The organism is Vitiosangium sp. GDMCC 1.1324 (assembly GCF_003044305.1).
Lineage (GTDB): Bacteria > Myxococcota > Myxococcia > Myxococcales > Myxococcaceae > Archangium.
The window spans coordinates 374,331-397,243 of sequence record NZ_PZOX01000008.1; the positions used below are offsets into that span (position 1 = coordinate 374,331).

General features: G+C 68.1%; 25 protein-coding genes. 11 read left to right on the plus strand and 14 right to left on the minus strand.

Translation table 11 applies throughout. The annotated features are described in order from the left end of the window. Nucleotides 1–82: 82 nt before the first annotated feature. Nucleotides 83–292, minus strand: coding sequence for a herpeto-tandem family RiPP (locus DAT35_RS24745; RefSeq protein ID WP_108069599.1), 210 nt, complete (start codon nucleotides 290–292; stop codon nucleotides 83–85). Nucleotides 293–828: 536 nt separating this feature from the next. Between DAT35_RS24745 and DAT35_RS24750 the strand changes: the two genes are divergently transcribed. From DAT35_RS24750 to DAT35_RS24780, 8 genes are all read left to right on the plus strand, one after another. Continuing rightward, nucleotides 829–1,995, plus strand: coding sequence for a hypothetical protein (locus tag DAT35_RS24750; RefSeq protein ID WP_146209869.1), 1,167 nt, complete (start codon nucleotides 829–831; stop codon nucleotides 1,993–1,995). A gap of 370 nt (nucleotides 1,996–2,365) precedes the next feature. Further along, nucleotides 2,366–2,491 (plus strand): hypothetical protein, encoded by a 126-nt coding sequence (locus tag DAT35_RS61840; protein ID WP_255415203.1) that lies wholly within the window; start codon nucleotides 2,366–2,368, stop codon nucleotides 2,489–2,491. Nucleotides 2,492–2,584: 93 nt separating this feature from the next. Further along, on the plus strand, nucleotides 2,585–5,050 hold the full coding sequence (locus tag DAT35_RS24755; protein ID WP_108069601.1) for a hypothetical protein: 2,466 nt from the start codon (nucleotides 2,585–2,587) through the stop codon (nucleotides 5,048–5,050). Nucleotides 5,051–5,127: 77 nt separating this feature from the next. After that, nucleotides 5,128–5,481, plus strand: a complete 354-nt coding sequence (locus tag DAT35_RS24760; RefSeq protein ID WP_146209870.1) for a response regulator — start codon at nucleotides 5,128–5,130, stop codon at nucleotides 5,479–5,481. 109 nt (nucleotides 5,482–5,590) lie between these two features. Next, on the plus strand, nucleotides 5,591–6,217 hold the full coding sequence (locus DAT35_RS24765) for a DUF47 domain-containing protein (RefSeq protein WP_108069603.1): 627 nt from the start codon (nucleotides 5,591–5,593) through the stop codon (nucleotides 6,215–6,217). Next, nucleotides 6,217–7,242 carry an inorganic phosphate transporter gene (locus DAT35_RS24770; RefSeq protein ID WP_108069604.1) on the plus strand — a complete coding sequence of 342 codons (1,026 nt, stop codon included), beginning with the start codon at nucleotides 6,217–6,219 and terminating at the stop codon, nucleotides 7,240–7,242. The genes DAT35_RS24765 and DAT35_RS24770 overlap by 1 nt, the downstream gene beginning before the upstream one ends. 98 nt (nucleotides 7,243–7,340) lie before the next feature. Next, the gene (locus tag DAT35_RS24775; RefSeq protein ID WP_108069605.1) at nucleotides 7,341–7,934 is read left to right on the plus strand and encodes an MXAN_6521/LA_1396 family lipoprotein; all 594 of its coding nucleotides are present in this window, start codon (nucleotides 7,341–7,343) and stop codon (nucleotides 7,932–7,934) included. An 8-nt stretch (nucleotides 7,935–7,942) separates the two neighbouring features. Further along, complete coding sequence (locus DAT35_RS24780) at nucleotides 7,943–8,473, plus strand: MgtC/SapB family protein (protein ID WP_199242985.1); 531 nt, start codon at nucleotides 7,943–7,945, stop codon at nucleotides 8,471–8,473. A 69-nt stretch (nucleotides 8,474–8,542) separates the two neighbouring features. Here the strand turns inward: DAT35_RS24780 and ptsP are convergent, their stop codons facing one another. The 8 genes from ptsP to hprK form a co-directional block, all read right to left on the minus strand. Continuing rightward, the gene (gene ptsP, locus DAT35_RS24785) at nucleotides 8,543–10,306 is read right to left on the minus strand and encodes a phosphoenolpyruvate--protein phosphotransferase (RefSeq protein ID WP_108069606.1); all 1,764 of its coding nucleotides are present in this window, start codon (nucleotides 10,304–10,306) and stop codon (nucleotides 8,543–8,545) included. A gap of 41 nt (nucleotides 10,307–10,347) precedes the next feature. Continuing rightward, the gene (locus DAT35_RS24790; RefSeq protein WP_108069607.1) at nucleotides 10,348–10,626 is read right to left on the minus strand and encodes an HPr family phosphocarrier protein; all 279 of its coding nucleotides are present in this window, start codon (nucleotides 10,624–10,626) and stop codon (nucleotides 10,348–10,350) included. Between the two features lie 24 nt (nucleotides 10,627–10,650). Next, a complete protein-coding gene (locus DAT35_RS24795; protein ID WP_108069608.1) occupies nucleotides 10,651–11,418 on the minus strand; it encodes a PTS system mannose/fructose/sorbose family transporter subunit IID in 768 nt (255 codons plus the stop codon). Beyond that, the gene (locus tag DAT35_RS24800; protein WP_108069609.1) at nucleotides 11,415–12,131 is read right to left on the minus strand and encodes a PTS sugar transporter subunit IIC; all 717 of its coding nucleotides are present in this window, start codon (nucleotides 12,129–12,131) and stop codon (nucleotides 11,415–11,417) included. Before DAT35_RS24800 ends, DAT35_RS24795 begins: the two co-directional genes overlap by 4 nt. Before the next feature lie 4 nt (nucleotides 12,132–12,135). Continuing rightward, on the minus strand, nucleotides 12,136–12,621 hold the full coding sequence (locus tag DAT35_RS24805) for a PTS sugar transporter subunit IIB (RefSeq protein WP_108069610.1): 486 nt from the start codon (nucleotides 12,619–12,621) through the stop codon (nucleotides 12,136–12,138). Nucleotides 12,622–12,654: 33 nt separating this feature from the next. Next, nucleotides 12,655–13,101, minus strand: coding sequence for a PTS sugar transporter subunit IIA (locus DAT35_RS24810; RefSeq protein WP_108069611.1), 447 nt, complete (start codon nucleotides 13,099–13,101; stop codon nucleotides 12,655–12,657). Between the two features lie 308 nt (nucleotides 13,102–13,409). Further along, nucleotides 13,410–14,276: an RNase adapter RapZ gene (gene rapZ / locus DAT35_RS24815; protein WP_108069612.1), complete on the minus strand. Its 867-nt coding sequence runs from the start codon at nucleotides 14,274–14,276 to the stop codon at nucleotides 13,410–13,412. After that, on the minus strand, nucleotides 14,273–15,238 hold the full coding sequence (hprK, locus tag DAT35_RS24820) for an HPr(Ser) kinase/phosphatase (RefSeq protein ID WP_108069613.1): 966 nt from the start codon (nucleotides 15,236–15,238) through the stop codon (nucleotides 14,273–14,275). Before hprK ends, rapZ begins: the two co-directional genes overlap by 4 nt. A gap of 49 nt (nucleotides 15,239–15,287) precedes the next feature. Between hprK and DAT35_RS24825 the strand changes: the two genes are divergently transcribed. The 3 genes from DAT35_RS24825 to DAT35_RS24835 all read left to right on the plus strand — a co-directional run bounded on the left by DAT35_RS24825 (nucleotide 15,288) and on the right by DAT35_RS24835 (nucleotide 18,034). Then, nucleotides 15,288–16,754 carry a hypothetical protein gene (locus tag DAT35_RS24825; protein ID WP_108069614.1) on the plus strand — a complete coding sequence of 489 codons (1,467 nt, stop codon included), beginning with the start codon at nucleotides 15,288–15,290 and terminating at the stop codon, nucleotides 16,752–16,754. A 61-nt stretch (nucleotides 16,755–16,815) separates the two neighbouring features. Continuing rightward, nucleotides 16,816–17,160, plus strand: a complete 345-nt coding sequence (locus DAT35_RS24830) for a histidine triad nucleotide-binding protein (RefSeq protein ID WP_108069615.1) — start codon at nucleotides 16,816–16,818, stop codon at nucleotides 17,158–17,160. A gap of 109 nt (nucleotides 17,161–17,269) precedes the next feature. Beyond that, complete coding sequence (locus DAT35_RS24835; RefSeq protein ID WP_108069616.1) at nucleotides 17,270–18,034, plus strand: YoaK family protein; 765 nt, start codon at nucleotides 17,270–17,272, stop codon at nucleotides 18,032–18,034. On the opposite strand, the gene DAT35_RS24840 is transcribed toward DAT35_RS24835, so the two are convergent. The 5 genes from DAT35_RS24840 to DAT35_RS24860 all read right to left on the minus strand — a co-directional run bounded on the left by DAT35_RS24840 (nucleotide 18,031) and on the right by DAT35_RS24860 (nucleotide 22,883). Beyond that, entirely contained in the window at nucleotides 18,031–18,849 is an 819-nt protein-coding gene (locus DAT35_RS24840; protein ID WP_158501861.1) for a phosphatidylserine/phosphatidylglycerophosphate/cardiolipin synthase family protein, read from the minus strand. The two genes, DAT35_RS24835 and DAT35_RS24840, sit on opposite strands and share 4 nt — an antisense overlap. A gap of 127 nt (nucleotides 18,850–18,976) precedes the next feature. Then, nucleotides 18,977–20,821, minus strand: a complete 1,845-nt coding sequence (locus DAT35_RS24845; protein ID WP_108069618.1) for a serine/threonine-protein kinase — start codon at nucleotides 20,819–20,821, stop codon at nucleotides 18,977–18,979. Then, nucleotides 20,818–21,648, minus strand: a complete 831-nt coding sequence (locus DAT35_RS24850) for a DUF2381 family protein (protein ID WP_108069619.1) — start codon at nucleotides 21,646–21,648, stop codon at nucleotides 20,818–20,820. The genes DAT35_RS24845 and DAT35_RS24850 overlap by 4 nt, the downstream gene beginning before the upstream one ends. 126 nt (nucleotides 21,649–21,774) lie before the next feature. Continuing rightward, nucleotides 21,775–22,650 carry a hypothetical protein gene (locus DAT35_RS24855; RefSeq protein WP_146209871.1) on the minus strand — a complete coding sequence of 292 codons (876 nt, stop codon included), beginning with the start codon at nucleotides 22,648–22,650 and terminating at the stop codon, nucleotides 21,775–21,777. Further along, the gene (locus tag DAT35_RS24860; protein ID WP_108069621.1) at nucleotides 22,647–22,883 is read right to left on the minus strand and encodes a hypothetical protein; all 237 of its coding nucleotides are present in this window, start codon (nucleotides 22,881–22,883) and stop codon (nucleotides 22,647–22,649) included. Before DAT35_RS24860 ends, DAT35_RS24855 begins: the two co-directional genes overlap by 4 nt. Nucleotides 22,884–22,913 lie beyond the last annotated feature (30 nt).

Below are 22,913 nucleotides of genomic sequence, written 5' to 3' on the forward strand. Positions count from 1 at the left end.
GGAGGAGCCGCACGGTGGAAGAGGGCGCGTTCGGCATGGCCGAAGCGCCCTCTCCCTCAAACAAAACGAGCTGCGTTCGCGACTAGAGCGAGAGCTCCATGTCGGACACGTCGAAGCCGTCGCCGCAGAGCTTGATGGTCACGGCCGGCGTGGTGGGGGGCTCCGTCGTGGTCGTCGTGCTGCTGGACAACCCAGAGCAACCGACGACATCGAGGATGTTCGCCTCCTCCTCCTCGATGTACTGCAATCCGAAAATGGGCGACTTCTGGTGGGTCTGCGTCTCAGCCAGCATAAAGTCCTCTCTGAGATTGAGGGATTCAATCCCACGCTCAGTGTACTTCGCGACGGCGTCTGTGGAAAGCCATTATCCTGACATTTGCGTATTTGGCCTGGCAGTGAAGGAGCCAATATCTGGTGTTGCTTTGGAGGCAACAGGCGAGAGGTATTGCCTCGGAGGCAACAGGTGAGAGGCATTGCCTTGGAGACAACAGGCGAGAGGTGTTGCTTTGGAGGCAACAGGTAAGATGTGTTGCTTTGGGAGCAACATGCGAAGGGCAGGGGGATGGGCGGTCTGCCGCTGGCCATCCAGAGTTCCCGCCGCTCCCTGGAGCTGAACCCCAAGAACGAGAACGCGGTGAAGGTCCTCAAGCGGCTCGAGCCACCCACCGCCACCCCATGAACAACAGCATGGGGCCAGACACTCGAGCAGCCCTGCCGGTCAGTTCCCACACATCGCAAGGACCTCGACTCTAATGACCCGAAAGGACCTTGCGCATGTCCCACTCCAGCAGCATCCGAGCGGCTCTGGCAGCCAGCATCCTGTTCCTCGTGACAGCCTCTTCACAGGTATCCGCGGCCATCCCGTATCAGCCCATTCCTCCGCTCACTCCGCTGCACCACACCTACAGCGCGAGCGCGACCGATCACTTCTACACGATCAACTACGCGGAGTCGTACTACTCGACCCAGATCGGCTACACCCCGCAGGGCATCGCCGCCTACCTTGAGCGCTCGTCTCAGCCCACGGCGTCACCGTTTCGGCGCTACTGGAAGGGCCCGCCGCAGGTCGAGCACGTGTACCTGACCGACGACTATCCCGACGAGAAGAGTTACGTGCTCAGCAACGGCTATGTCGCGGAGGGCATTGAAGGCTATCTCCACATTCAGCAGGTACCCGGCTCCATTCCCCTCTACCGACTGGGGAAGTTCAACGCCAACACGGGGGACCTGGTCCACATCTATACGAGCTCGAATTGGGAGTTGCAGACCCTGCTGTCGCAAGGCTGGACGTACGATCATATCGCTGGCTATGTCCAGCTCACCTCGACCTTCTCGGGAATTCCCGGCACCGGGCCAGACGGGTTCCCCGTCATCCCTGGTGGCCACTACATGGCGCGGCGCTGTGGCGCCAACACCGGGTGCCAGAGCGAGACCGGCTTCCGTAACTACTATGTCGGCTACCGCAGCGTGCTGAGCACAGGCAAGCTGACTGGCACCTATCGTCAGATCATGAGCTTCGATCTGTGGTCACCGGATTACTTCACGGCGAGCCAGCACGAGCACATCGCCATCGGGCTCCATGGGCAACTTCCCCTGGACATGTCGAACATCGATGGCAGCACAGCCCACCACGCTCTGGGAATCCTCATTGGCGAGTCTGACTGCGGTGTGGGAGCGACGTCGGTGCGAGTCGAGGCCTTCTGGCCCACAGGCAACGCTGTCTCAGGCACCTGCGTGCCCAATGCGTTGAGTAACAACGTGACCTACACCTTCCGCATCACCGTGACGGATGCAGGAGAGATCAGCTACACGGTCACCCCGAAGGGCAGCACCACCCCCATCATCAGTGACAGCCTCAAAGGCGCGAAGCTGTTCACCGATCCGCGTTATCCGTTCCCAGCCGGCAAGACGGGCTACTTCATCGTTCCGGCGACGCTCGGCAATGCGGACTACTCGCTGTACTTCACCAACTTCAGTGTCTCGTGGCAGCCGTGATTGGAGGCGGCGGGTGGGCTTGCCCCGATTACGTGGACAGTAGAGTTGAGGTGCCAACCTCTGCGGTAAGGCTGCAAGCTCAAAATTCATGGGGCTGACGTAGGAAACATAAAAACATAAGAAGGATGGGAGGCCTGTTGAAAGCGTGGGCTAGAGCGGAGGGGCCGAGGAGGGCCGCTGAGGGGGCCACCCGAGTTGTGCGCCCGGCCTGTGCACAGGCCGCCCAGCCCCCTGGGTGTACACGCCTGCCCAGGCCGCGCTCCTATCAGGTGCGCGGCAGGGGCCTGGGCCTCTTGGCTATCTTGAGCGCCTCAACACCACGCTGCCTTATGTGGCCCTCGCTCGAGGACCTGAAGGCCCCGTCGAGCACGTGCGCGCCAACCCCAGCGAGAAGGGCACCATGGCTCCCGTCTACGGCATGGCGGGCACCGTCCCCTTCCGGGGGCTGATCAGTGACATGCTCAAGAAGTACATGGACCTCATCTACAAGGTCTGAGCGCTCACGAATCGCGGTAGCCTGCTCGCACGTGTCCAGCCGCCGCCCCACGCGGGCGGCGGGTTCTGGCGCTTCCACCGGAAGGGGGCTCTCGTGCTCGAGCAGCGTGTCTTCGTCGTGGGCCGATGGTTGCTGGCGCTGTTCCTCTGCGCGAGCGCGTCTCCCGCCTTCGCGCTTGCCCCCAAGCCTCCCGCGCAGCTCACAGACACGGAGCTGAGTGGGCTCCTGCAGAAGTTCCGGAAGTTGAAGGAGGCCCCCGATTTCGAAGAGGAGTGGCGCTTCAAGCGCCTGGGCCTGGAGGATCCCCACCGGGTCATCGTGAGCGCCGCACTCGAGCGCCCCGAGCCCCAGCACGCCATCGCGAAGCTGCGGAAGCGGTACGCCTTGAACGAGACCGCAGCGCGAGACCTGCTCAGCGGTCAGCTCCTGGCCTTCCCCGCGGGAGGCTTCGTCTTCGACGTGGAGCCTGAGCAGCTCCAACGCGCACTGGACCTCTACCTGGAGGCCGCGCGTGAAGCACCAGGCAATCCGGCCGTGCTCGCGGCGATGCTCACCCTCCCCGGAACCTACAAGTTGCCGGCCGGGGAGCGCGAGACTCGCTTCCTCGAGGCGCTGAACGCTTCGCCCGACCCCGTCGAGACGGCGCTCCAGCTCTCGCGGCTGGGGGGTGGGCTCGACGACTGGAACGTCTCGCTCGCGGCCTATGCGGTCAGCCGTCAGTTGGATGCACTACCGCGCTCGCTCGAGGCGCTCGGGTTTCGAGAGAGAGGCCGGGAGGCCACCCTCTTCTACTTCGCCGCCTACCAGGCCCTGCGCTCCCGGCAGCAGGGGACCCTCCCCGCGGAGCTCATCGAGCGACTCCTCCGCGACCTCCTGGATGAAGAGCTGCCATCGCTCGCGGTGGAAGTGCTCCACCAGCTCCCGGCCACGCAGCGGGACAATCTCCTCGCGGGGAAATGGACCGTCCAGGATGCCCGCATCACCTCCAGACTGAACGGCGAGAGCGAAGAGATGACGGCGCCGGGAGACCTCCGCCCGGGCCTCTCCGCGGCCCTGCTCATCGGCGGTGCACCCCAGGAGGCAAAGCCATGGCTCGAGGCCGCCGCCCCGGTCTCCGCCGAGGGTAACGCCCGCGACGAGAGCTGTGTGCCCGCGCTCCAGCGAGCCATCCTCACCTTCCACCTGAAGCCGGAGCCCGAGGCCGATCCGTTCCAGCTCCTCGTCCTGGAGCAGTCCTGCCAGCGGGGACTCCCGTACCCGTGGAGCGTCCTGCTCGCCCAGCAACTCCAGACCCGCTATTCGAAGAGCGCGCGAGAGTTCCTGGGTTGGGCGGTGGGATCCGCGCGGGAGGATTCGCGAACGAAGCAGCCTCCCCTGCATGCACAGCTCTCCTTCCTCACCCAGGCCCGGGCCACACTCGAGGCCGAGGACAAGGCGCGGCTCACGCGGCTCGAGTCCGCCCTCGCGGCCATTCCCGAGCAGGCCTCGGACGTCCAGCCCACCGCGCAACCGGACCCGCTCGCCTCGCGCATCCGCGAGTTGCTCGCCGCTCCTCCCGCCTCGCCCTTCACCGAGCACCCGCTCTCCGAGGCTCCCAAGCCGAAGGCGGCCGCGCGCTGGAGCCCCATCAAGGAGGGGCTGAAGCCTCCCGAAGGTTTCCGCCCCGTGCGAGCCGAGCGCTCGGGAAAGCGCGTCCTGCTCCTGGCCCTCTCGCAGCGCCTCGACCCGGTGGGCGAGGTCTCCGGCGGTGGCTACTGGCTCCTCGAGTCCCAGAATGGAGGTCAGACGTGGAGCTCGATCCTCTACACGGGCCTGAGGCAATACAGGCCCTACGAGCTCGCGACGAAGTCCTCGCTCCCCATGCTCGAGGGCGACACGCTCCGGCTCGAGGCCTCGGTGCGCGAATTGGAGGAGAAGAGCATCACCTTCCCGCCCATCGGGCTGCGCACGAAGCGGGAGAAGAAGGGCCTCTTCCTCCAGGCCAGCCTCGCCGAGCTCCGGAACGACACCGACGCGGATGGACTCCCCGACCTGGTCGAGGAGCGGCTGCTCACCGACCCGAACGTCGCGGACAGCGATGCCGATGGCCTCTCCGACGAGGAGGATCCCCTGCCGCAGGTGCCCGCCGCCCGTCGCGGCACGGAGAGCCCGGGAGCCCAGCTCCTGCCGGCGTTCCTCGCCTGGCTGAACACGGGAGAAACGATTCCCAAGGGTCTGGAGGTCGGCCTGCCCGACGAGGGCGACTCCCAGAACGTGCTGCGGCTTCCCAAGGGCACCACGCCCGAGTCGCGCTATGACGCGACCTTCCTCGAGATGGACCGGGGCCTGCTGCGCGGCGTGCGAATGCCCTCGCGGACCCTCGTGCTCTCGTCCGAGGAGCTCAAGACGGCCCAGGAGCGCTTCGGCCGCTTCTACCCCCTGAGCATCCAGTTCCTCTTCAACACCAGGGGAGACACGGCCCTCATCGAGTGGAACGAGCACTGGCGCGGCGGGAGCTACGTGGCCCGGAAGAAGGACGGCCAGTGGGAGTTCGAGTCACTCAGTAGCTGGATTACCTGAGCGGCACGGCGGGCCCCCGGGGCGGCATGTCACGAAAGTGTCACAAGCCGCTCCGGTGAGTGCCCTACAGTCCGCGCATGCCGCACATCCTGATCGTCGACGACGAGCCGGATCTGGCGGGGCTGCTGGCGTACAACCTCGGGAGGGCCGGCTTCTCCACCACCCAGGTCCATACCGGAGAGGAAGCCCTGGCGCGGGTGCGCGAGGCCCCTCCGGACCTCCTCCTGTTGGATTTGATGTTGCCCGACATGGACGGCGCCGCGCTGTACCGCGAGCTCCGGGCGGACCCCACCACGAGCCACCTGCGCGTGCTGGTGATCTCCGCCCGTCCTGACGCTCACAGCCGGATCAGCGGAGTGGAGGTCATCCTCAAGCCCTTCAAGGTGCAGGACGTGGTGGCGCGGGTGACCGCGCTGTTGAGGGCCCCCTGAGACCCGTCCCGCTCATCTTTCATGCTGTCACTGGCTTCCCGTTGAGGTACTCACGCCCCGCAACGGACGGGTCACGAAAAGGTCACGTCCGTCCCAGGAGAGAAGCACGATGCTCGAGAAGCTGATGCCCAAGTCGGACGAGTTCTTCGACGACTTCGATGCCCAGTGCGCCGTCACCGTGGAGGGGGCGAAGATGCTGCACGCCCTGCTGAGCGACTACCGGGACGTGGCCGCCAAGGTGCAGGCCCTCAAGGAGATCGAGCACAAGGGCGACGATGTGACGCACAACGCCTTCAACCGGCTGCACAAGCAGTTCATCACCCCGTTCGACCGTGGGCAGATCCACTCGCTGCTCTCGCGCATCGACGACGTGCTGGACCTGACCAACGCCGCGGCGGCCCGGCTGCACTACTACGAAATCAAGGAGAGCCTGCCGGACGCCACCGAGCTGGCGCGGCTGCTGGTGCTCTCCACGGAGAAGGTGCGCGAGGTGGTGGCGGCGCTGCGGCTCATCAAGAAGCCGGAGCAGATTCTGGCGGGCTGCAAGGACATCAAGCGCCTGGAGTCGCAGGCGGACGAGGCGCTGCGCGCGGGGTTGGGCCGGCTCTTCAAGAGTGGCGCGGATCCGCTCACGGTCATCAAGTGGAAGGAGATCTACGACTTCATCGAGACAGCCACGGACAAGTGCCAGAGCGTGGCCAACGTGATTGAAGGCGTGGTCCTGGAGCACTCCTGATGCTGCTCGCCGCCGTCATCCTGATTGTCGCGGTCGCGCTCGTCTTCGACTTCATCAACGGCTTCCACGACGCGGCCAACTCCATCGCCACCGTGGTGGGCACGCGGGTGCTGTCGCCGAACCTGGCCGTGGCCTGGGCCGCCTTCTTCAACTTCATCGCCGCGTTCGGAGGCGGGGTGAAGGTGGCCAACACCATGGGCAAGGGCATCATCGACTTCGAGATGCTGCGGGCCCAGGGCCCGGAGGCCGTGCTGCTGGTCATCTTCGCCTCGTTGATGGGCGCCATCGCCTGGAACCTGCTGACGTGGTGGTGGGGCCTGCCCTCCTCGTCCTCGCACGCTCTGGCGGGGGGAATGATTGGAGCCACGCTGCCGGTGCTCGGAGTCGCGGGGCTGGTGGGCTCGGGCATCGCGAAGATCGCCGCGTTCATCGTGCTCTCGCCGCTCATCGGCATGGTGCTGGGCACGCTGTTGATGCTGGCGAGCACGTGGACGGTGCACAAGCAGACGCCCCTGAAGGTGGACACGTGGTTCCGGCGCCTGCAGCTCGTGTCGTCAGGCATCTTCTCCTACAGCCACGGCACCAATGACGCGCAGAAGGTGATGGGCATCATCGCGGTGGTGCTCTTCGGCACCATCTGGAGGGACCGGCCCTTCCACATCGACTGGTGGATGATCATCTCGTGCCACGCGGCCATCGGCCTGGGTACCTTCTTCGGGGGCTGGCGCATCGTGAAGACGATGGGCCACAGCCTGACGAAGCTGGCGCCCATCGGCGGCTTCTCGGCGGAAACGGGAGGAGGCGTCACCATCATCGCGCTGGCGAAGCTGGGCATCCCCGTGTCCACCACGCACACCATCACGGGCGCCATCGTGGGCGTGGGCTCGACGAAGGGCTGGCGCGCGGTGAAGTGGGGCGTGGCCGGCCGCATCATCTGGGCGTGGGTGTTCACCATCCCCGCCTCCGCGCTGATGGCCGTGCTGGTCTACGGGCTGTCCCGGCTGGTGATGATGGCCGTGCAGTGAGTGGTCCGCGCGAGGACGTGCGCTTCCAGCCCTCGCGTGGTGTAGAAACGGGCGCCCCCCTCCCGTGCCGGGAGCGGGACCGGGAGAGGAATCCGACGATGAACCGACTCGCGCTCGTGCTGGGACTCGTGCTGCTCGCCGGCTGCGCCACCGTGAAGGGCAGCCGCGTCCGCTCCGACTACGAGGCCGTGGACAAGACCCAGGTCAAGCGGCTCGTCGTGGTCACCCAGCCACTCCCCGATGGCAAGCAGGAGGTCGGCGAGCTGTGGAGCCTCGTCGCCCGCCGCTACGTCAACCAGAACCGCGACTTCATCGCCCGCTCCAATGTCGCCCTCGCTGGCAGCCCCGAGGACGCCTCCTTCAAGGGCCTGTGCGTCGACAACCTCGAGGGCGTCCTCTGGCTCTCCCCCGACGTGAGGCGCAAAGGCAACGGGGTGGAGGCCGCCGTGAAGGCCCAGCTCCTGCGCTGCCGGGATGGTCAGGAGGTCTGGTCCGCCGAGGCCGCCGGAAGCTGGCCCTCCGACGACGCGCGCTACATGGAGCTCACCGCCCAGTACACCGGCGAGCTCGGTCCCGAGGTCTCCCCCTACGTCGCTCCCACCTTCCGTCTGCTGAGCGCCACCCTCGACACCCTCCCCCGCCCGCAGCTCAACGACGAGGACGTCACCGAGAAGATCGAGCTCGGGGAGTAGGCGGGCGCATGGTGGACCAGACCACCGCCCTCATCCGGCTCGTCACCGCCTTCGGGCTCGGGTTCTCGCTCGGCTTCGAGCGCGAGCTGCGCGGGCAGGATGCGGGCCTGCGCACGCATATCCTCGTGTGCCTCGGCGCCTGCCTCTTCACCCTGTGCAGCCTGCTCGTCGAGCATCCGCTCGAGGCCGGTGTGCCCCTGGAGGTCCGCGCCGACATCAGCCGCATCGCCAGTCAGATCGTCGTCGGCATCGGCTTCCTCGGCGGCGGCGCCATCCTCCACCACGGCGCCTCCACCAAGGGCCTCACCACCGCCGCCAACCTCTGGCTCACCGCGTCCGTGGGCCTCGCCGTCGGGCTCGGCTTTCCCGTGCTCGCCGCCGCCACCACGGTGCTCGCCCTCGTGGCCCTCATCGGACTCCGCGTCCTCGAGCGCGCCATCCGCCGCTTCCGCAAGAAGCATGGGGTCATCGCCGACGTGGACATCCTCACCCGGCCTCTAGAAGGCGAGGTCCCGAGCACGGAGAAGCCACGGCAGTAGGGATCCGATGCGGGCTCGGCCCACGAAGGCCCGGAACCCGCTCCCCGAATGAGGGGAGCGGGTAGAGACTCACTCCAGATCGGTCAGGCGCCGGTCCATCTCCGTGCGGATGAAGCGTTCGATCTCCTCCGCGGTCGTCAGGTCCATCGCCTCCTCGAGCATCCGCTGCGCCTCCGCCCGGCTCGACTTGCGGATGAGGTCCTTCACCGTCGGAATCTGCCCCGCCGTCATGGACAGCTCGTCGAAGCCCAGCGCCAGCAGCACCAGCGCGTAGAGGGGGTCGCCCGCCATCTCTCCGCACATGGCCACCGGTATCTTCGCGTCCTTCGCCGCCGCCACGATGTTCCGCAGCGAGCGCAGCACCGACAGGTGCAGCGGCTTGTACAGGTACGCCACCTCGCGGTTCTGCCGGTCGATGGCCAGCGAGTACTGGATGAGGTCGTTGGTCCCCACCGAGAAGAAGTCCGCCTCCTGGGCCAGCCGGTCGGCGATGAGCGCCGCGCTCGGCGTCTCCACCATGATGCCCACCGGGAAGCGCTTGCCGAGCGGCACTCCGGCGCGCCCCAGCTCCGTGCGGCATGCCTCCAGCTCGCTACGGGCCTCGCGCAGCTCGCTCATGCCGCAGATGAGCGGGAACATCAGCCGCATGTTGCCGTGCACGCTCGCCCGCAGGAGTGCGCGCAGTTGCACCCGGAAGAGATCCCGGTGGGCCAGGCAGTAGCGGATGGCCCTCAGCCCCATCGCCGGGTTGGGCTCCTTCTCGTGCTTGCCCCGCCCCGGCACCTTGTCTCCGCCCAGGTCCAGCGTGCGGATCGTCACCGGCTTGCCGCCCATCGCCTCCAGCACCTGCCGGTACGCCCGGTACTGCTCCTCCTCGCTCGGCGGACTGTCCCGGTCCAGGAACATGAACTCGGTGCGGTACAGGCCGATGCCCTCCGCCCCGTGGGCCAGCAGCGATTGAATCTCCTCCGGGAACTCGATGTTTCCCACCAGGCGGATGCGGAAGCCATCCGTGCTCTCGGCCGGCAAGTCCTTCGCCGCCAGGGCCCGGGCTTCCATCTCCTGGTGCCGGCGCATCGTCTCGTGGAAGAGCGCCAGCTGGTCCTCGGTGGGGTTCACCAGGATGAGGCCCCGCTTCCCGTCCAGGGCCACCAGGTCTCCTGGCGATACCTGCTCACTCGCACGCCCCGCGCCCAACACCGCCGGAATGGAACGGGCCCGCGCGACAATGGCCGTGTGGCTCGTCTGGCCACCCAGGTCCGTGACGAAGCCCGCCACCCGCCCGCTGCGCGCCATCAGCGCCGCGTCCGCCGGGGACAGGTCGTGCGCCACCACCACCGCGTGGTCCGGCAGCACCACCTCTTCGTCCACCACCTGCCCCATCAGGTTGCGCACCACCCGGTCCGCCACGTACTCCACGTCCGAGCGCCGCTCGCGGAAGTACTCGTCCGGGATGTTATCGAACAGGTGCTTGAGCTTGCGCGCCACCCGCCGCACCGCCCACTCGGCGTTGATGCGGTCCTCCACGATGAGCCGGTTCACCTCGTCCACGAACATCGGGTCGTGGAGCATCAACCGGTGCGCCTCGAGGATGAGCCCGTGCTCGGGGCCCTCCGTCTTCGTTATCTGCTCCTTGAGCTCGGAGAGCTGGCGGTCGGACAGATCCAACGCCGTCTTCATCCGCATCCGCTCGGGGTCGACCTCGGCCTCGGCCAGCCGCAGCTTGGGGGTACGCACCCGCTTGCGGTCCAGGAGGTAGGCGTGGCCCACCGCCACGCCGGGGGAGGCGCCGATGCCCTTGATGCTCAACGTAGGGGTGGCCTGGCTGCTCACGGTTCCTTCTTCTTCCGCGGCCGTTCGCCGCGCGCTTGGCTTCACTTCGATTCGCCAAACCTGTTGGCGATGAGCTTCTGGATGTCCTGGAGGCACGCCTCGGCGTCCTCGCCCTTGCACGTCACCGTCACGTGCATGCCCTGCGCCGCCGCCAGCATGAGCACGCCCATGATGGACTTGGCGTTGGCCTTCTGACCCTCGCACTCGAGCGTCACCTCGCTCTTGTAGCGGTTGGCCATCTGGACCAGCTGTGCCGCCGCCCGGGCATGCAGCCCGAGCGCGTTGATGATCTCGAATGTCCCTTCGGCCACGCTCGACATTGCCAGTCCCTGTTCTCCCCTCTTCTACAAGAAGGCACCCGCCGCACAGGCCAGTCCCGCGGCGAGGTAGAGCACCACGTAGTTTGGAACCCGACGGGCGACCAGGAGGTAGGACACCACCCCCAGGGCCAGACAGCCCACGGACAACAGGGGCGCGTAACGGCCGCCCGCGTTGGCCCCAAAGGTGGCGGCCAGCCAGGCCGCCAGTCCGCCCGCGCACGCCGCCGCCACCGACCGCAACTTCGCTCCCCGGGTAGGGAGGTTGGCCCTCGCCACCGCCTCCACCAGCCTGTCTCCCAACGACAGTCCCATCAAGTACAACCGTCCCCGGAGCCACAGGTGGACGAGGTTGTAGAGGAAGAGGAAGAGCACCGCCGCCCACGCGCCCAGCAGGGGCACCAGGGCCGCGCACACCGCACCGGTGGCCGGCTTCAAGGAGAGCCAGAAGAAGCCGTCGCCCAGCGCCGCCAGCGGGCCCATGAGGGCGGCCTTGAAGGCCACCACCTTGTCCGGCGGCTCCTCGCCCCGGGCAATCCGCTGCTCGTGGTAGAGGACGCCGCCCACGATGGCCGCCGCCACGTAGGGGTGGGTGTTGAAGAAGACGAGGTGCCGGCGCACCGCCACTTCCAGGGCCTGCTTGTCCGGGTAGAGCCGCTCGAGCGCCGGGTAGATGGCGTAGGCCAGCCCCAGGTTCTGCATGCCCTGGGGGTTCCACGAGGCCTGCAGGAAGAGCGAGCGCAGGAAGACGCGCAGCAGCACTCCTCGGGTGAGGGGCGGGCTGAGGACGCTCACAGCCGCTCCTTCAGCTCGAAGAGGACCATGCCCACGACGACGACCCCGGCCCCCACGGTGGCGTACACGGGAGCGCGCCGGGCATGGCTGCCCGCCACGGCGATGGAGGCCGCCACCGAGCCCATGGCCGGATAGGCCCACGCCAGGCCTCGCAGCACCGGCAGGGGCAGCCGCTCCAGCAGCGGCCCGAGGAAGAAGCCCACCAGCGCGCACGTGGCCGTCACCGCTCCGAAGAGGACGAAGTGCGGCCACATGCCCCACAGGTTCTGCCGCATCGCCCGGGTGAGCTGGCCCGCCTCGGCCGACGCCAGCGCCTTGCGGGCCAGCCGTGCCGAGTGGCTCTCCAGCGCCCGGTCCACCAGACGACCCACCCGCCCCAGTCCCACGAAGAGGAGGATGGCGAGCGACCAGAGGGCCGGAGTGGAGCCCGCGCCGGTGGCCGCCGCCATGGTGGCCGCCGCCGCCGAGGTGCCCGTGGCCGACAGCGTGTCGTTGTCCGGCAGCGAGGCCCCCAGGTTGGCGGTGCCCAGGTGGAAGAGCTCCAGCAGCATGCCCACGTAGAGCCCCGAGGGCACGTCGTTGAGCAGCATGCCCATGGCCGTGGCCGCCACCAGCGGCCGGGAGAACATGGCCTGGAGGAAGGCCTTGCGCTCCACCGCGACGAGGCCGCCCCAGATGCCGGCGAGCGCCACCTGGGTCCAGCCCACGCTCACCGGCTCACCCCGCCTTTCCCCAGCGCTCTTGCAGGTCCGTCAGCTCCACCGGCTTCTCCGACGGCACCGCTCGCGCCTCCACCCGCACGCCCTCGCCCGCCAGCCGCTGCAACGCCTGCAGCTCCGACTCGGCCAGGAAGACGGACGGCGACACCTGGCGCCTGCCCGTCCCGAAGTGCACGTTGCCCAGGTTGAGTTGGTCCACCTTCAGCCCGTGCGCCTGGGCGAAGGGCACTCCCTCCACGTCCCGCAGCAGCACCAGCGTCTTCACCGCGTCCTTGGAGATGCTCGCGAAGTCCACCTGCGCCAGAGGGAGAATCTGAACCTCGATGGCGCTCTGCACCGCCAGGGCCATGGCGGCGCGCACCAGCGGACTCGAGGCGGCTTCATCGTCGGCGACGACGACGCGCGAGACCTTCAGATGCGGCAGCCAGGCCTCGACGACCTGTCCATGAATGAGGCGGTTGTCGACGCGGACCAGGGTGATCACAGCAGTCTCGAATCGCCCACCCTCGGGGGGCCGTCAAGTTCGCGGCACGGCCGGCTGACGCTGCTGGGCCTCTCGCAACAGGGCCGACGCACAGGTGATGTTGCGCTGGCCATAGGAAGCCAGCTGACTGGCCATCTCCGACAGCGGCATCTCCTCCGAGCGCAGGGAGTTGGCCTTCAGGAGCATGGGGAGATTCACGCCCGCGAGCACTTCCAGCTTGCCCGACTGACAGCGCTCGGAGCAGAGCATCAGGGACTCCTTGCACGGAGTGCCCCCGAAGAGGTCGGCCATGACGATGACCCCCTCACCCTGATCCACGCCGGTCACGGCCTGCCGCATCTTCGTCCGGAGATCCTCCACCGAGGTCCCGGGCTCGATGTTGCAAGTCGCCACCGCGGGCAACTTGCCCACGATCTGCTCGGCGGTGGCTACCAGCTCGTCCGCCAGACGTCCGTGCGATGCCACTACGAGGCCGACCATGATCACCTCTCACCAGCCCCCCAGGGCTGCCTCACTACGCCTGAATGGTGCGATGCGCAACCCCCACCGAAAGTTTCCGCTGGCACCCTCGATTGCTCCCTACCCTCGCCCACCTTCCCTTCCCTGAAGGAAGGTAAGTCAGGTCTCGCCTCCCCGCCCGCAATTTCACCTCCAAACGGACGATGGGCTGTCGGCTGCCAGACGAGGAGGCAGCAACAGGCGGGAGGGTGCGGACCCACACCTTCACATCTTGCCACTCATCCAGACGGAGCGGGGTGGAGATGTGTGTGAGCGCGGGGGCGAGCCCCCTACTCCTTATCGATGTCGCGGTCCCACAACTGCACGCGCGGGTGGTCCCCGGACAGGCGCTTGCGCAACTCCTCGGCGATGGCCACCGAGCGGTGCTTGCCTCCCGTGCACCCCAGAGCCACCGTCAGGTACGCCTTCCCCTCCTTCTGGTAGCGCGGGAAGAGGAAGCGGCACAGGTCCACCACCTTCTCCACGAACTGCTGCGTCTCCTCGCGGTCCAGCACGTACGCCGCCACGCGCGGGTCCTTCCCCGTCAGTCCCTTGAGCTCCGGGACGAAGTACGGGTTGGGCAGGAAGCGCACGTCGAGCACCAGGTCCGCCTGCGGCGGCACTCCATGCCGGAAGCCGAAGGACATGACGGACAGCGACGGCCCGCTCGCCGGCTCCGGGTTGAAGCGCGCCTGCACCATGCGCTTCAGGTCGTGCACGTTCAGCACCGACGAGTCGATGACCTGGTCCGCCAGCTCCCTCAGGTCCTTGAGCGCCTCGCGCTCGGCCCGGATCCCCTCGGACACGCTGCCCGTGGGCGCCAGCGGATGGCGCCGGCGCGTCTCGCTGAAGCGGCGGATGAGGCTCTCGTCGCTCGCGTCCAGGAAGAGCACCTCCACGTGGTGCCCCACCCGGCGCACCTCGTCCAGCACCCGCGGCGCCTCGTGCAGGAAGATGCCCTCGCGCGCATCCACCACCAGCGCCAGGTGCTGGAACTGCCCGCCTCCGGCGAGCTCCGTCAGCTTGGGCAGCAGCAGCACCGGCAGGTTGTCGATGCAGAAGAACCCGACATCCTCCAACGCTCGGATGGCGGTGGACTTGCCCGAGCCGGACATGCCCGTGATGACGACGATGTGCTTGGCCGGAGCGGCGCTCACTCGACTTCCTCACCCATGGAACGGCGCATCGCCCCTTCGGCGATGGCACGGTTGAGCCTCTCGGCGAACTCCCTCGCCGAGTGGTGCCCCTGCTGCTTGAGCAACTGGTTGCGGGCGGCCACCTCGATGATGGTGGTCATGTTGCGGCCCGGGCGCACCGGCACCACCGAGAGCGGGATGTCCACGCCCACGATGTTCATGAACCGGTCCTCCACGCCCAGCCGGTCGTACTCCTGCTGCGGGTCCCACTCGTGCAGCTCGATGACGAGCTCGATCTTCTTGCGCTCGCGCACCGAGGCCACGCCGAACAGGTCCTTGATGTTGATGATGCCCAGGCCGCGGATCTCCATGTGGTGGCGGATGACGGGGTTGCCCGCGCCGTACACCACGCCCTGCCTCCGCCGCGTCACGTCCACGATGTCGTCCGCCACCAGCCGGTGGCCGCGCATCACCAGGTCCAGGGCAATCTCGCTCTTGCCGATGCCGCTCTTGCCCAGCAGCAGGATGCCCACGCCGAACACGTCCATGAGCACGCCGTGAAGGCTGCTGGACTCGGTGAGGGCCTCCTCCAGGAAGGCCTGCACCTGCTGGATGAAGGCGCTGGAGAGCAGCGGGGAGCGCATCAGCGCCAGCCCGGCCTTCTCGCACGCCTCCACCAGCGCGGGCGGCGGCGCCAGGTCCTTGGTCACCACCACGCAGGCCAGCTCCTCCTGGAAGAGCGAGGCCAGCACCTCGCGCTGCCGCTCCACCGGGAGCGTGAGCAGGTAGGAGACTTCCGTGTTGCCAAACACCTGCACCCGGTGCGGATGGAGGTGCTCGGTGAAGCCCGTGAGGGCCAGTCCCGGCTTCTGGATGCGCGAGGAGTTGATGCGGTGCTGCAGCCCACGCTCGCCCGCCACCAGGGTAAGCCGGAGGTCGTACTCGCGGTCTTCGAGGAGCTGGGATACCCGGATAGAGTTCATCGGCAAGGGTGGAATATCACCCGCCGGACTTTTTGCGTGCTCTACCCTCATGTCCGCCTCCTCGCCCTCCCCTGAAGCCCCCTCCGAGCGACGCCTCGCCCTGGCCACCCTCATCCTCATCGTGGGTGTGGGTGCCGCACTCCGTGTGTGGCTGGGGCTCACGGATGACGGCATCTACTGGCCGGACGAGGTCTTCCAGAGCCTGGAGCCCGCGCACCGGCTCGTCTTCGGCTACGGAATGCAGGCGTGGGAGTTCATCGAGGGGGCGCGCAACTGGGCCCTGCCGGCGCTGGTGGCCGTCCTGTTCAAGCTGGCCACCGTGGTAGGCCTGGAGGGGCCCCGGGGATACCTGGGCCTGACGCGGGCCGTCTTCGGGCTGCTGGGGGCCGCCACCGCCTGGGGGAGCTGGCGGCTGGCGCGGGCGTATGGGGCCTCGGCGCTGGCCGCGGCCGCGGGGGCTTCGCTCTTCGCGCTCGCCGCCGTCCCCCTGTACTTCGCTCCCCGGGCCATGAGCGAGAACGCCTCCGCTCTGCCGGTGGTGCTGGGACTGGCGCTGGCACTGGCGCCGGGAGCCTCGCGCCGCGCGGTCGTGGCCGGGGCCTCCCTGCTGGGAATCGCCGTGCTGCTGCGCCTGCAGAATGGCGTCTTCTGCGTGGGCCTGGTGGGAGTGCTGGCGGCGCGGCGCGACTGGCGGGCGGCACGCGATGCCCTGGCCGTGCTCGCCGGGTGGGCCTTCCTCTTCGGCCTGCTGGACAGGCTCACCTGGGGACGCTGGTTCCACTCGGCCCTCGTGTACCTGGACTTCAACCTCGTCCAGGGCAAGGCCGCCGTCTGGGGCACCGCTCCCTTCGAGTACTACGGCCGCGTCCTGCTGCGCTCCATGGGCGCCGTCACCCTCGTGGCGCTGGGGCTCTCGGTGCTCGCGGCCCGGCGCGCCCCGGGCCTGCTCGCCATGGCCACCGCCTTCTTCGTCCTCCACGCGCTGCAGCCCCACAAGGAGCTGCGCTTCCTCGTGCCCGTACTGCCCCTGTTCGCCGCGCTCGCCGGCGTGGGGCTGGACGCGGTGCTGCGCCACCTGCCGCCCTCGCCCGCCCGGCTCGCCCTGCCGCTGGTGGTGGTGGCGGTGGCGGGCGCCTCCGGCCTGCGCGTGGGGCGGCTCACCTTCGGGGACCTGGGGCAGTACGAAGACCTGAAGCCCCGCGCGAGCGCCTGGGATGACTTCGGGCCCGTCAACCGCCTGCTCATCACCGCCGGCCAGCTCCCGGGCGTGTGCGGCCTGAAGGTGGAGGCGGTGCACCTGGCCTGGACGGGCGGCTACAGCTACTTCCACCGCGACGTGCCCCTCTACGCGCACAACGGGCCGGGGCGCGAATCCGGCCTCTTCAGCCACGTGCTCACCGTGTCCGGAGCCGTGGCCCACGGCGAGGTGGTGGCCTCCGAGGGACCCTTCGTCCTCGTGCGGCTGCCCCAGGGGCGTTGCGCCGCGGACCCGGCCTGGTCCTCGCGACTTCCGTGAGCGGACTTTCTGCCCGAGAAGACCATTTTCCCCCGCGCACGGCGCTGCTAAGCCGGGGCCCATGTCTGATTGCATCTTCTGCAAGATTCGCGATGGCCATGTCCCGGCCAAGGTCGTCCACCGCGATGACCAGTGCTTCGCCATCGAGGACATCAACCCTCAGGCGCCCTCGCACCTGCTCGTCATCCCCACCGAGCACATCCCCACGGTGAACGACCTCACCGTGGACCACCGCGAGCTGGTGGGCCACCTGTACCTCACCGCCTCGAAGCTGGCGCGCGAGCGCGGCGTGGCCGACAGCGGCTACCGGCTGGTGATGAACACGCACCGGAACGCCGGGCAGACGGTGTTCCACATCCACCTGCACCTGCTCGGCGGGCGCCCCATGGAGTGGCCGCCGGGATAGGCGGCCTTCGCCTGCCTGGCTCCCCGACAGGCGGCCGGGTGTGCCAGCAGGAAAGCAGCAGAAGTGGTACACCCCTGCCCGACGCCTCCGACAGGGGTTGCCCGGAGCCATGCCCTTCAGTGCAGCGACGTCCCGTCGCAGCCGCCTCGCCTACTCCACGCTCGCCCTGCTGCTGGCAGGGGCGGCGGGAGCGGTCAACGCCACCAGCTTCTTCGCCTTCGGCCATCACATCACCCACATGACGGGGCACGTCTCCGAAGTGGGCGAGGCGGTGGCCAACGGCCAGTGGGGTGGCGCCCTCGTGGCAGGCAGGATGGTGTTCTCCTTCCTCGTGGGCGCCATCACCGCGGCGGCGCTGCTGGATGCCTCGCGCCATAGACACCGGGGCCGTCACGCCCCGGCCCTCCTGGTGGAGACGGTGACGCTCGGCGCGGTGGGGCTGTGGGCCTATGAGCACCCCGACGCCAACGAGCCCACGCTCATGTGGGGCCTGGCCTTCGCCATGGGACTGCAGAACGCGCTCGTCACCCGCGTCTCCGGTGCGGTGGTGCGCACCACGCACCTCACCGGCGTGCTCACCGACATCGGCATCCAGACGGTGCGCATGGTCGTCTGGGTGCGCGACGGCGCCCGGGAGCGGGGCCTGCGCGGCCTGTGGAACAAGGTGCTGGACCTGCCCTCCGCCGAGCAGTTCGAGCGCACGCGGCTGCATCTGGGCCTCGCCTTCGCCTTCCTGACGGGCAGCATCCTCGGCTCGGTGCTCTTCCTGCACTACGGCGCGCCCGCCATGGCCGTGCCGTGCGTGGTGCTGCTGCTGGTGATGGCGCTCGACATCAGCCCCGCGGGCAGCCACATCCCCGCCACGAGCTCCTAGCTCGGCCCCACGGCCCGGAGCCCTCTCCGCGCGGCGCTCATCTCACAGCGCCCTTGCTCCTTGAGCCGGATCTCCAGAGCCGTGGGCTGACGTCCCGTCAGATTCGCGATGACCTCTGGCGAGAGGCCTCGCTGGGACAACTGTTCCACGAGCTCGTCCTCTGCCTTCGACCAGGACTCGTATGCCCGCGGATGATGCCTGCGGGCCTCGATGACCTTTGGAGCCAGGTCTTGTGTCTTCTTGATACCGAGATGGCCAATGAGCTGCTCTCGGGTCGGGAGCGAGTTGCCCGGCGCGGAGCGGCTCCTCCGCCGCGGCTCGTCCTTGCGCGCATCTCTTGCGTGCGCTGGGACGGAGCGCAGCTCCACCCTGGACGACTTCGCCTGGAGCGTCCGCACCTGCTCGGAGAACTCCTTGTAGAAGTCCGGCGCGTCCTTCGCCGAGATGCTGATGGCCGACTCCCAGCTGTTGAGCGCCGAGGTCTCGAGGAGATTCATGGACGTATGGATGGCCTCGGAGTCACTCAGATAGAGCTTGGCGTGGAGGCGCTCGAGCGCAAGCACCACCACGCCCGCCTCGGCGAACAACCGCAGGAAGGGCTCCGCCTTCTCCAACTCGTCCGCACGAACGATGAGGCTCACCTCCAGGCCCTCCCGGGCCTTGTCGAGGATGGCGTCACGCAGGTGATTCCATGGCTTGAGGTAGGGAGTCACCAGGACAAGGCGCTGCTCGGCGCTCTTGATGAGGCTCAGCACTCCTGCCGAGATCTGCTCGGACGGCAGGAACCGGATTCCCTTTGCACGGTTGAAGAACACAGACGCTCCAGAAGAAAGCCGTGATGAATGAGCACGGGAGCGCCCGCGATGACAACCGGGCAGGGAAACAAGCGCCATCGTCTCCCCTGGGAGAGCGGGGCGGAGGCCCTCGCGGCATTCCGCCAGGTCAGCGCCAATCGGGCGGGGCCAGGCTGATGCGCGGCACGGGGTAGCCCTCGGGGCCTTGCAGCACCGTCTCGAACCGGGGGCCATCGAGCACCACGCTGCCAGGACTCTTGTCCACCTTGTCCGGGTCTATCTTGACGCCTCGCGTGGGCACCTTCGCGAACGTCTCGAGGCCGTACTCGTGCAAGCCATTCACCGCCACGCCGCAGATGGGCAGTAAGGAGCCATCCGGCAGATGGAGCCGATCGAACCGTATGTAGACGCGTTGGGGCAGCGTCACCGCCTCGCCGGAGATGATGAACTCCACCTCCTGGCCGTTCACATTGGCACTCATGTAGGCGGAGACGGGCCCGGGTTTGAGATTGAGGGGGCCGCCCTCCTCGATGGGATCATCCGAGGCGGGAGTCGCGGGAGAGCCCGGGTAGAGGAAGGAAGGGTTCTCCTCGAGCGCGAAGCCCAGCTTCACGGGGGTGGCACGAGCCTCGGGAGGGCAGCTCGCCAGGTAGCCGATGGGGTCGGGACGCTCGGGCAGGGTGGCACACCCGACGAACTGCGCGGCGGCCACTCCCAGCAGGCGGGTGAGCACCGCACACAGGCGCGAGGGTTCTGGCGTCGGGGCGGGCGGAGCAGGGGGCGCTTCGGTGGAGGGAGCGGAGGGCACGGACTGCGTTCCTTTCTCGGTGGACGCCGGGAAGGCCGGCGCGGTGGGCTCCGCGTGGAACCCGTCCTCCCCAGAGGAGACGAGCGCCATGCGGAGAAGCATCCACCCTACCCCGAGCAGCCCCAACACCAGCACCAGCGCGAGACCGCGAGCCCATCGGCGAGGAAGGGGCAACGCGGGCCGCGGGGACTCCTCCCGCGTCATCTCCAGCACGTCCACGTCTGGAAAGCGCTCCTTCGCCCGCGCGCACTCGGAGGGCGGCTTCGCGGGCACCTGCCAGGCTTCCGTGTGCCCCTCCTCCTTTCTCAGCCGCTCCAGCTCCTCACGGATCGCGCGAGCACTCAGGGGGCGCTGCCCGGGCTCCTTCGCCAGCAGCCTCGAGGCCAGGGCACACAGCGAGGCAGGTGCCTCGGGTGCGAGAAGCTGAGGCTCCAGCGGAGGGGTGGAGGCGATGGCCACCAGCAACTCCTCCATCGGCCACCCGGTGTTGAAGGGACGGCAGCCGGTGAGGGTCTCGTACAGCAGCACGCCGAACGTGTACAGGTCGGCGGAGGGCCGGGCCTCCAGGCGCGAGCCCCGACGAGCGGCCTCGGAGGCCAGGAAGGCGATGGCCTCGGGTGGCTGACAGTAAAGCGTGCCCGGCGCCAGCCCTTCCGTCAGGGGGCGTGCCCAGGGCAGGTGTACCGCGCCGAAGTCGATGAGGAAGGGCCTGTCATCGCCCTCGCGCACCAGGACGTTGTCGGCCTTGATGTCACGGTGGCACACGCCGCGCTCGTGCAAGGCTTCCAACGGCTTCAACAATTCGCACAGCACCCCCACGGCCCGGTGCAGCGAGGCCCGCTCGCGCCAGCGCCACACGTGGAAGGTGCTCGCGGGAACGTAAGGCGTGACGAAATAGGCATGACCCGCCTCAGGATCGGGCCACCGGCCCCACTCCCGCACGGGCAGCAGGTGGGAGTGCTCCACGCACTCCAGTGAGAGCACCTCGCGCCGCATCCAGGCATCCACCCGGTCCTCGTCCGCTTGGGAGGCGGGAAGGGCCGCCATCTTCATCACGGCGCGGCGGCTTTTACGTTCCACCAGGAAGACGAAGGCATAGCCGCCGACGCCCAGTCGGCGCACGATGCGCATGTCCCGCACGCGGTCTCCCGCGCGGAGCTGGTTCGGGTGCAGCAGGCGTCTCATGGGGACCCGTCCATTTCCGACGGCGGCAGCGGTTGGTAGTCTCCTGGGGAGTCCTCTCCGTCCAGCGCCACCTCCAGCCCCGAAGCCCCCTCCGGGAGCACACTGGTGAGGACGTGGAGCCGGCCCCCTCGAGCTATTCCCGACACGAGCCGTGCGGGCCACTCCAGGAGGGCCCCATCCGCGAGCGTCGCCCGCAGTCGCGCCTGCACCAGCTTCCAGGGTGGAGCGCCCCGCTTCTGGCTCCGCATCGCCACGATGGCGAAGAGGCGCCGGCCCATCCACAGCACGGATTGGGCCTGTGCCTGCGAGCCCAGGGCGCTGCGCTCCTTCGTGCCCCGGGGCAGCACGAGCGTGGTCCGGGCATCCGGCGCGTCGAGGAGACCACGGGCCACGCTCTCGGCGGCATCCTCACCCGTGGACTCCTGGGTGCGAACCACCTGCACCCGCAGGTCCACCGCATCACGTCGGGTGACAAGCACGAAGCGGAGGGGCTCGGTGCCGGTCTCGACGGCCACGGTGAACGGCACCTGCTCGCCCGGAGCCAGGTCCCGGGAGAGGGCGACGACGAGTGAGCCGTCGTCCAGGCGGACGAGTTGGACACTCCCACTGCCCTCCAGGAGCTCCACGGCCCCGGACTTCAGGGGGGAGCCGAACAACACGAGCGTGGTGAGGCCCGCGGAGGCGTGCAGTTCCAGGGGTGGCACCTCACCGGGCCGGGACGGAGCCACGAGCGTGCGTATCTGGAACGACCGTCCGCCGGAGCCGTTCCGTGCGACAGCCAGAGTGGAGAGCAGCAGGGAGAGCAGGAGCCAGGGACCAGGACGCACGCGGCACTCCGGAAGAGGGCACGCAGGCTAGGAGAGGCCTCCTCTTCAGGGCAAGCATGAAACTACCGGAGCCGTCACCTCGGCGGGCTTGACTTCAGGCGTGGGGTCGGCAGCAGGCCGCGCGCCTCACAGGTCCAGGTCGCACGTCCAGGCGTACTTCTCGGAGTAGCGGTAGCACTTGTAATGGGGGCCGCAAACGTTCGGGACGGCCGGGTCACAGGACTTGCGGCAAGCCCCTGTCTGGCAGACGAACCCTTCGGGACAGGAATCAGGATTCGCCTCGTCACAGTAGATGAGACACGTACCCCAGACCTCGCGCGGGTGATGGGGGGGATTCTGGATGACACACTTCTGCCCGTCTGGGCAGGGCGTGCGCTGACAGTTCTGGCCATACACCTGCGCGCAGCTGGACACGCCCTCGTCGAGCCGGACACATTCCTGCCCCTCGGGACACACGCGGCCCTCGCAGGTGGGCACACAGGAAGGACCATTGAGGCCCTCGTGACAGAAGAAGCCATCGGGGCAGCTTCCGGGCTCGTCCATCCGGCATGGCCGCCCGCATCGACTGCCCTGACATATGAGTTCCCGCTCACACGCCTCATCCCGTGAAGAAGGCATGTCGGAACAGGTGTCTCCCTCCTTCTGCCCTCCCACGAGCGTGCAGTGACGGATGGCTGGACTGTCTCCCAGCGTCTTCAGCGTACGGCAGGCCATCTCCTCCGAGCATTGCTGATCCGTCATGCACTTGCTGTCCGTGCAGTACACCCACATGGCCCGTGCGTTGACGAAGCACGCGAGTGGAGGCTGGCACTCCCTGGGTCCCCCGCAGGGACGCTCGTAGGTCATCAGGCTCCGGCGCTCCTCGGCCGACAACATCGGAGCCACCTTCGATGCGGGAGCCTGACGCAATCCTCCAAACAGGGCCACATGGAGCATCAAGGCCAAGGGCAGTAGCAGGAGGACGTTCAGCACAACGAGCAGGGGCGTGCGCCAGCGCATCATTCGGCCCCCCTGAAACGACATTCATGCGGGCAATCGCGGTCCGCCCAATCAGCAGGAACTTTACATCTCCTTTTCCACTCCTCCTGGCTCAGGTCGCAGTTGTGCCGGTGCAGTTCCTCCTCGACGTCCTTGGCCATTGCCCGGTCGATGGTGCCGCCCTCCCGCCAGGTCTCCGGGCCCCCCGTTCCCACCGCCATCAGCGACATGAACGTGAACACCCGTCGCCAGCGCATGAGCCCTCCTCGTGAAAGAGGCGCCACTCC

Coding starts and splice junctions, on each gene's coding strand:
- DAT35_RS24745 (WP_108069599.1), bottom strand. CDS start 292: ATGCTGGCTGAGACGCAGACCCACCAGAAGTCGCCCATTTTCGGATTG.
- DAT35_RS24760 (WP_146209870.1), top strand. CDS start 5,128: ATGCCGCACATCCTGATCGTCGACGACGAGCCGGATCTGGCGGGGCTG.
- DAT35_RS24765 (WP_108069603.1), top strand. CDS start 5,591: ATGCTCGAGAAGCTGATGCCCAAGTCGGACGAGTTCTTCGACGACTTC.
- DAT35_RS24770 (WP_108069604.1), top strand. CDS start 6,217: ATGCTGCTCGCCGCCGTCATCCTGATTGTCGCGGTCGCGCTCGTCTTC.
- DAT35_RS24775 (WP_108069605.1), top strand. CDS start 7,341: ATGAACCGACTCGCGCTCGTGCTGGGACTCGTGCTGCTCGCCGGCTGC.
- DAT35_RS24780 (WP_199242985.1), top strand. CDS start 7,943: ATGGTGGACCAGACCACCGCCCTCATCCGGCTCGTCACCGCCTTCGGG.
- DAT35_RS24790 (WP_108069607.1), bottom strand. CDS start 10,626: ATGTCGAGCGTGGCCGAAGGGACATTCGAGATCATCAACGCGCTCGGG.
- DAT35_RS24810 (WP_108069611.1), bottom strand. CDS start 13,101: ATGGTCGGCCTCGTAGTGGCATCGCACGGACGTCTGGCGGACGAGCTG.
- hprK (WP_108069613.1), bottom strand. CDS start 15,238: ATGAACTCTATCCGGGTATCCCAGCTCCTCGAAGACCGCGAGTACGAC.
- DAT35_RS24825 (WP_108069614.1), top strand. CDS start 15,288: ATGTCCGCCTCCTCGCCCTCCCCTGAAGCCCCCTCCGAGCGACGCCTC.
- DAT35_RS24830 (WP_108069615.1), top strand. CDS start 16,816: ATGTCTGATTGCATCTTCTGCAAGATTCGCGATGGCCATGTCCCGGCC.
- DAT35_RS24835 (WP_108069616.1), top strand. CDS start 17,270: ATGCCCTTCAGTGCAGCGACGTCCCGTCGCAGCCGCCTCGCCTACTCC.
- DAT35_RS24845 (WP_108069618.1), bottom strand. CDS start 20,821: ATGAGACGCCTGCTGCACCCGAACCAGCTCCGCGCGGGAGACCGCGTG.
- DAT35_RS24855 (WP_146209871.1), bottom strand. CDS start 22,650: ATGATGCGCTGGCGCACGCCCCTGCTCGTTGTGCTGAACGTCCTCCTG.
- DAT35_RS24860 (WP_108069621.1), bottom strand. CDS start 22,883: ATGCGCTGGCGACGGGTGTTCACGTTCATGTCGCTGATGGCGGTGGGA.